Source organism: Synechococcus sp. WC101 (assembly GCF_047461555.1).
In the GTDB taxonomy this organism is placed as follows: Bacteria; Cyanobacteriota; Cyanobacteriia; order Thermostichales; family Thermostichaceae; genus Thermostichus.
The window spans coordinates 1-5652 of the sequence record NZ_JANSHG010000156.1 but is presented as its reverse complement, the minus strand read 5'-3'; the positions used below and the strand labels follow the sequence as shown (position 1 = coordinate 5652).

Sequence of the window (5652 nt, the reverse complement as noted above, 5' to 3'; positions counted from 1 at the left end):
CTCTGAGAAACTCTACGACATCCTTTAGCTCTCTCAAGAGAGTTTCCCGTCCTTGCCAATCTGTCTGAGAGTAATCCAGTGCAACAAAGCTAAAGCACTTGCTGACATGCTCTTGGATAATCCTAAGGCTTGTTCTATCTTGAATTGAGTTTAGGCCAGGCAAGTCATAAATCTCGACCTGTAAGCCCTCAGGCAGGCCTAACAGAAAAGGATTTCTGACCGGCAGCAGCGGACACTCAACGTCTACCTGAGGGATGACCACCTCCGCTTCATCCCTCTTCTTCCTCTTCTTTCGCCGCTCTTGGTGGTAGGCCTCCATCGTCAGCTTGAGCCGGCTGTAGATTTCTTCGTCCCTCAGGTCTTCCCACGTGCCGCATTCCCAGGTAGCTCCTTCGGTATTGTGGATAACTAGCCTGCTCCGCTCGCTGTGCCTAATCCGCAGGAATCCCGGCACTCATCTCCTGGGCCTCAATAGGCGCGATTTTCCGGCCAATGAGGGCGTTCACAATAGTGGATTTACCCGAAGAGGTGGTGCCAATGGTGGCAATCCGGAAGGAGGGCTTCTGTAGGCGGGCAACAGCCTCTTCGTAGACAACCCGAAAGGCCTGCAGCTTTTCCAGCAGCACAGAGCTGCTAATGACGTCGTGGTATTCGCTGAGGATCCCGGCAGTGAGGTTGCCAAGGGTGAACAGTGACTCTCTTGCGATCCGCAGGGCTACCGAGGGATCCGTAGAATCAAGCCTGTGATGCGCTCCTTCAGATAGAGTTGAAGATGAATGCCGACAGCTCTCAAGCCGCTTCGCCGGCATTATAGTCATTATAGTCCTTTCGCTAGTACCGTGGTTCGTTTTCTTTGCATTTTTTCAGCGTCCTTCTTGCCAGCAATGCTGATTTAGTAGCATAAAGAAATGGCTCTAAAATGCACATAGCCGCCGGCAGTTCTGGGGTCAACAAGAGGTAGTTTGCGAATGATGGATGGCTCTTTGCAATCTTTCTTCGCCTCTGCCAGCCAGGTGGGGCTGGGAGTAGCGGTCTTCCTGGCGCTGCTCACTCTGCTGGCCTGGATGCGCAACTGGCCTTGGAAGTTTTCGCTAGTGGGCTACACAGCCTTTACCTTGGTTCTAACGGCAGGCTGTTTTGCCCTGAGCCTAGGGCCCATTTTCCGCTCCCGCATCCCCGGGGCTGCTCCTTACACCACTGTCTATGACCAAGGGGCGGAGCGGGCGGTCATTGCCGTTAGCCCAGATATCACCCCGGAGCAACTGATCCTTACGCTGAAGCAGGCAGCTAGCGATCTGGCCTCCTCTGGTCGTTTCTCTACCGGCTCGCCGGTATTTACCCTGCAAGCCCGCACTGTCATCCACCCCGAGCCGGGAGTCTCCGAGCCCTTACTTTTGGGCACGCTGCAACAGCCTTTGGGGAAACGCCTGCGCACCCCGGAAGAACAACAGCAGCAGCAAATCCACCTGGAGGAAGAGGCCTTTGATCGGCTGCGTAGGTTAGCCCAAGTTCAGGAGGCCGCCCCGCCCTCTGAGGGGACTTTGCAAGAGCCTCCCTTGGCCCAATCCTGAGCCCTCAGCCAGCGGCGCAGATCTTGCTCTACTTGCTCAGGGATCTCCCAGGGAAAGAGGTGGGCCACGTTGGGATAGACAATGCAGGTGCACTGAGGGAGAAGGCGGGCAGTGGCCAGGCTGCTGGCGGCAGTGATGTGGCAATCCTGCTCCGCAGCCAGAATCAAAACCGGCAGGTGCAGGCGGTGCAGCTCTCCCTCGCGGTTGTAGCCCTGTCGAAGGGCAGCGCGTAGGGCTTGGCGAGCCTGAGGAGAGGTATGCAGGTAAGCCGGCAAAGCTGCCTGGGCCAGGTAGCGATAGGTTCTCGGGGTATGTCTCTGGACTAGGTAGCGGTAGAGAGAGCGGCGGCCAAAGGTGTTGATGTTCCAACTCCAGCCGGGCCAGAGCCAGTTGAGCAGCGAGGCAATGCCGGTGTTGAGCTGATCCCAAAAATCGGTGGGGGGATGGTTGCTACGAGGACAGGCGGCGCTGGCCACCAAGACCAAGCCTTTGACCCGTCCCGGCAGCCGCAAGGCCAGCTCCAGGGTCAGGATCCCGCCCAGCGACCAGCCCAGCAGCAGGCACTCCCGCCAGCCCAGGCGATCCAGCAGCTCCTGCAAATCCTCCAGGTGGGCCGACATCTCAAAGGGATCCCGCACCTGCGAACGCCCGTAGCCGCGCAGATCTGGGGCCACACAGGGGTGCATCTCCGCCACCGCCTCGGCAAAAACTTCCATGCAGTCGGCATTGCCGGGATGGCCGTGGAGCAGCAAGATGGGCAGGGAAGGGATCCCTTCTCCCCAAACACGACAGTGGAGCTGTAGGCCCATCGGCTTACCAGAGCACTTTGAAATTGCACTGAAATCGCAGGGTCAGGCGCTGGCCGCCTTTTTTGGCGTCGGCTGCAGCTTCACCCCGTTGGGGATGCAGATTAAGTTTTGATCCAGCACCTGCACAAACCCCTTCGAGCGCAGGGATCCCAGCAGGCGAGTAACCGTCACGCGGGTGGCACCAATGGCATCCCCGATCTGGGCGTGGGTGAGGGGCCAGGGGAGGTACATCCCCTGCTCACAGGGCTGCCCATACTCGTCGATTAACAAGGTCAAAAAGCCCTTCAGGCGGTCGATGGCCCGACGCTGGCCCAAGTTGCCCAGCCAGAGCAACTTGCGTTGCAGTTGCTGGCGGAAGCTTTCTTGAATTTTCTGGTGCAGATAGGGCCACTGCTCCAAATCCTGCCAGTAAAACCACATCACCGTCGTGCGATCGACATGGGTGCAGGCTTTTAGCTCAAAGCGCTCCGGGTTGCTCAGCTCAAAGGGCACCCCGGGCGTGATAAACCCGACAAAAACCTCCCGCCGCTCCGGCGTTTGGCTGACCAGGCGCACCACGCCCTCTTGGGGGATGTACACCAATCCCGGACGAGTTGGAATGCGCACATCTTTAGGAAACGTACGAGAGCGGTAGTGCTCTTCGGCCCACTGGCGGAGTTCCCGCCATTCCTGAGCCTCTGCTGCCGATGTGATGGAAACAAGTGTCATGGGATCAACTTCCTGTCGCTCGAGCGACCTGATGGGTTTTACAGACTCCCCAGCTTTACCTGGCTACTGTTGCAACACAACGCTTTCGCCTTCGCGTCCGCGGAACGGAGTCGTGAGAGGATGGGGAAACCGCAAGGGGGCAAAACAAAGAGGAGAGAACCTACAGGCTTACTTTACCTTAGCTTCATAATGGCACTGAACCCTATGGGGCGACATCGGGTTTCTACTGATATTGTTCAAAAGGCTACGTCCATAATAACCTCAAGAAGCCGTAAATTTTCAGAGCTTGTCGCCGAACTCAGCCAGCTAGGGGATGGCGCAGAATGGGGTCAGACTGGTGGATGTCTGAGTACAGGTGTGGGGTGGCTGCGGTGAATATCCTTATCAGCAACGACGATGGCATCCAGGCGGCGGGGGTGCGATGTCTGGCCGCTGCGCTGGCTCAGGTGGGTGGACATCAGATCACGGTGGTCTGTCCGGATCGGGAGCGCTCGGCTACCGGCCACGCCTTGACGTTGCACAAGCCGCTGCGAGTGGATCCGGTGCGGGAGGGGTTTCCGCCAGAGGTGCAAGCTTGGGCCTGTTCGGGCACGCCCTCGGACTGCGTCAAGTTGGGCCTGGACGGTCTGCTGCAGCAGCCCCCTGACTGGGTCATTGCCGGCATCAACCAGGGAGCCAATCTGGGCACTGATGTGCTCTATTCCGGCACCGTCTCGGCAGCCATGGAAGGGCTGCTGGAAGGGATCCCCAGCCTAGCCGTGAGCCTGGCCAGCTTTACCCACCAGGATTTTCAGCCGGCGGCCCAGGTGGTGCTGATGCTGCTGGAGAAGCTGAGCCTGAAGCCTTTAGAGAAGCCGATGCTGTTGAACGTCAATGTCCCCCCGCTAGGGTTGGCTGAAATACGCGGCATAGTCTTGGCCCGCCTGGCCTGGCGCAAGTACACGGATCTCTACGAGAAACGGGTAGATCCCCGCGGCAAGGCCTACTACTGGCTGGCAGGAGAGGTGGTGGAAGAGGAGGTGGATCCCTGTTCCGATGTGCGGGCGGTTGCCGAGGGGTATGTGTCGATTACGCCCCTGCAGCCGGATTTAACGGCCTACGCCGCTTTCGAGAGCTTGCAGCGCTGGGGCCTCTCAGCCTTTGGCTTTTGAAAGCAAAAATGGCCTAGGGCAAGCAGGCTTGGCCGGGATCGCAGCCAGGGGAAACCCTAGAGGGGAACGGCTGCCAAGGCCAGCAGCCGTTCTGCCACAGCCTGGGGAACAGGCATCACCGACAGTCGCGTGCCTCGCCGCACCACTTCTAACTCCGCAGGGGTAAAAGTGGCCCTTAACTGGGCCAAAGGGATCAAGCGCCCAAAGGCGGCAACAAATTGCACCCGCACTGTCTGCCAGCGGGGCGCTGCAGGGGTTGACTTGGGATCGTAGTAGGGGCTGGTGGGATCAAACTGGCTGGGATCCACCACCTGAGTCTCCACGATCTCCATCAGGCCGGCTATGCCGGGGGGGTCGGCGTTGGAGTGGTAGAAAAAGGCGCGATCCCCAACCTGCATGGCCTTCAAGTAGTTGCGGGCTTGGTAGTTGCGCACGCCGTCCCAAAGGGTTTGGCCGTCCCGCTGCAGATCCCAGATGCTGTAGACGCTGGGCTCCGATTTCATCAGCCAGTAGTTCATGAAACGCTAGGCGCCGGCAGCAGGCAAGCGACGGGCAACAAACTCGACAAAGTTTTGCAATATCTTCAAGCCTACAGGGCCGGACTTTTCGGGGTGAAATTGGGTGGCAAACAAGGTGCCGCGGGCAATGGCGGCCACACAGGTTTGGCTGCCGTGCTGGGTGGTGGCGACCACCCAGCTTGGATCCTTGGGCACCGCGTGGTAGGAGTGGACAAAGTAAACCCAGCTTTGCTCGGGGATCCCTGCCCAAAGGGGAGAGTCGGGCTGGGTAAGGTGCAACTGGTTCCAGCCCATGTGGGGGATGCGCAGGCCCGGCTCCGGTCGAAAGCGCTGCACCCGCCCCGGCACGATGCCCAGCCCCGGCTCTGTCCCCTCTTCGCTGTCTTCGAACAAAACTTGCAAACCAATACAAATGCCCAAGAAAGGCTGCTGCCGCTCGATGGCTTGTCGGATTGCCTCCCCAAAGCCGCGCGCCCGCAACTGCTGCATGGCTGGGTCAAAGGCCCCATCGCCGGGCAGGACAAGGCCATCAAAAGCCGCTAGCCCAGCCGGCTCTGTGACTAGCTGCACCTCGGCCCCGGCCCGCTCCAGCCCTTTGCAAGCTGAATGCAGGTTGCCGGCATCATAGTCGATCACCGCCAGGCGCACGGCTTTCATGGCTTTTCCTGAAACCTGCAAGAGCCTGTCAGTATAGTGGTTTTAGCTAATCCGCTGTTCGCGCTAGCGGGACGTAGTCCTGGAAGCCCCGCTCTGTACCCCCCAGTCCCCCAGCCCCCCAGTCCCCCCGTATACGGGGGGATGTAGGGGGGCGGGCCGGCCAGAGTCAGGATGAGAGGCGGGAGCGTTCAACAGGTACAATGCATTCATCATGAGAACCGCTTACCAGTACCGCTTG

General features: G+C 59.3%; 7 protein-coding genes and 1 pseudogene. 2 read left to right on the top strand and 6 right to left on the bottom strand.

Annotated features, from left to right (window positions below; translation table 11 throughout):
* A pseudogene (locus NW809_RS10325) lies at positions 1-454 on the bottom strand (hypothetical protein); the annotation flags it as partial.
* On the bottom strand, positions 432-818 hold the full coding sequence (locus tag NW809_RS10320) for a dynamin family protein (protein ID WP_414402069.1): 387 nt from the start codon (positions 816-818) through the stop codon (positions 432-434). The pseudogene NW809_RS10325 and the gene NW809_RS10320, both read right to left, overlap by 23 nt.
* 150 nt (positions 819-968) lie before the next feature.
* Here NW809_RS10320 and NW809_RS10315 point away from each other — a divergent pair, with 150 nt between their 5' ends.
* A complete protein-coding gene (locus NW809_RS10315) occupies positions 969-1571 on the top strand; it encodes a Ycf51 family protein (RefSeq protein WP_414402068.1) in 603 nt (200 codons plus the stop codon).
* Here the strand turns inward: NW809_RS10315 and NW809_RS10310 are convergent.
* Together NW809_RS10310 and NW809_RS10305 are read right to left on the bottom strand one after the other, a co-directional pair.
* Positions 1511-2380 (bottom strand): alpha/beta fold hydrolase, encoded by an 870-nt coding sequence (locus NW809_RS10310; RefSeq protein ID WP_414402067.1) that lies wholly within the window; start codon positions 2378-2380, stop codon positions 1511-1513. The two genes, NW809_RS10315 and NW809_RS10310, sit on opposite strands and share 61 nt — an antisense overlap.
* A 42-nt stretch (positions 2381-2422) precedes the next feature.
* Entirely contained in the window at positions 2423-3088 is a 666-nt protein-coding gene (locus NW809_RS10305; protein ID WP_011429850.1) for a Crp/Fnr family transcriptional regulator, read from the bottom strand.
* A gap of 341 nt (positions 3089-3429) precedes the next feature.
* Here NW809_RS10305 and surE point away from each other — a divergent pair, with 341 nt between their 5' ends.
* Positions 3430-4239, top strand: coding sequence for a 5'/3'-nucleotidase SurE (gene surE, locus NW809_RS10300; protein WP_414402066.1), 810 nt, complete (start codon positions 3430-3432; stop codon positions 4237-4239).
* A 56-nt stretch (positions 4240-4295) separates the two neighbouring features.
* On the opposite strand, the gene NW809_RS10295 is transcribed toward surE, so the two are convergent.
* Both NW809_RS10295 and hisH read right to left on the bottom strand, forming a co-directional pair.
* A complete protein-coding gene (locus NW809_RS10295; protein ID WP_414347111.1) occupies positions 4296-4757 on the bottom strand; it encodes an EVE domain-containing protein in 462 nt (153 codons plus the stop codon).
* Between the two features lie 6 nt (positions 4758-4763).
* On the bottom strand, positions 4764-5414 hold the full coding sequence (hisH, locus tag NW809_RS10290; protein ID WP_011429853.1) for an imidazole glycerol phosphate synthase subunit HisH: 651 nt from the start codon (positions 5412-5414) through the stop codon (positions 4764-4766).
* Between the last annotated feature and the right edge of the window lie 238 nt (positions 5415-5652).

Coding starts and splice junctions, on each gene's coding strand:
- NW809_RS10310 (WP_414402067.1), bottom strand. CDS start 2,380: ATGGGCCTACAGCTCCACTGTCGTGTTTGGGGAGAAGGGATCCCTTCC.
- NW809_RS10295 (WP_414347111.1), bottom strand. CDS start 4,757: ATGAACTACTGGCTGATGAAATCGGAGCCCAGCGTCTACAGCATCTGG.
- surE (WP_414402066.1), top strand. CDS start 3,430: ATGTCTGAGTACAGGTGTGGGGTGGCTGCGGTGAATATCCTTATCAGC.
- NW809_RS10305 (WP_011429850.1), bottom strand. CDS start 3,088: ATGACACTTGTTTCCATCACATCGGCAGCAGAGGCTCAGGAATGGCGG.
- NW809_RS10315 (WP_414402068.1), top strand. CDS start 969: ATGATGGATGGCTCTTTGCAATCTTTCTTCGCCTCTGCCAGCCAGGTG.
- NW809_RS10320 (WP_414402069.1), bottom strand. CDS start 818: ATGACTATAATGCCGGCGAAGCGGCTTGAGAGCTGTCGGCATTCATCT.
- hisH (WP_011429853.1), bottom strand. CDS start 5,414: ATGAAAGCCGTGCGCCTGGCGGTGATCGACTATGATGCCGGCAACCTG.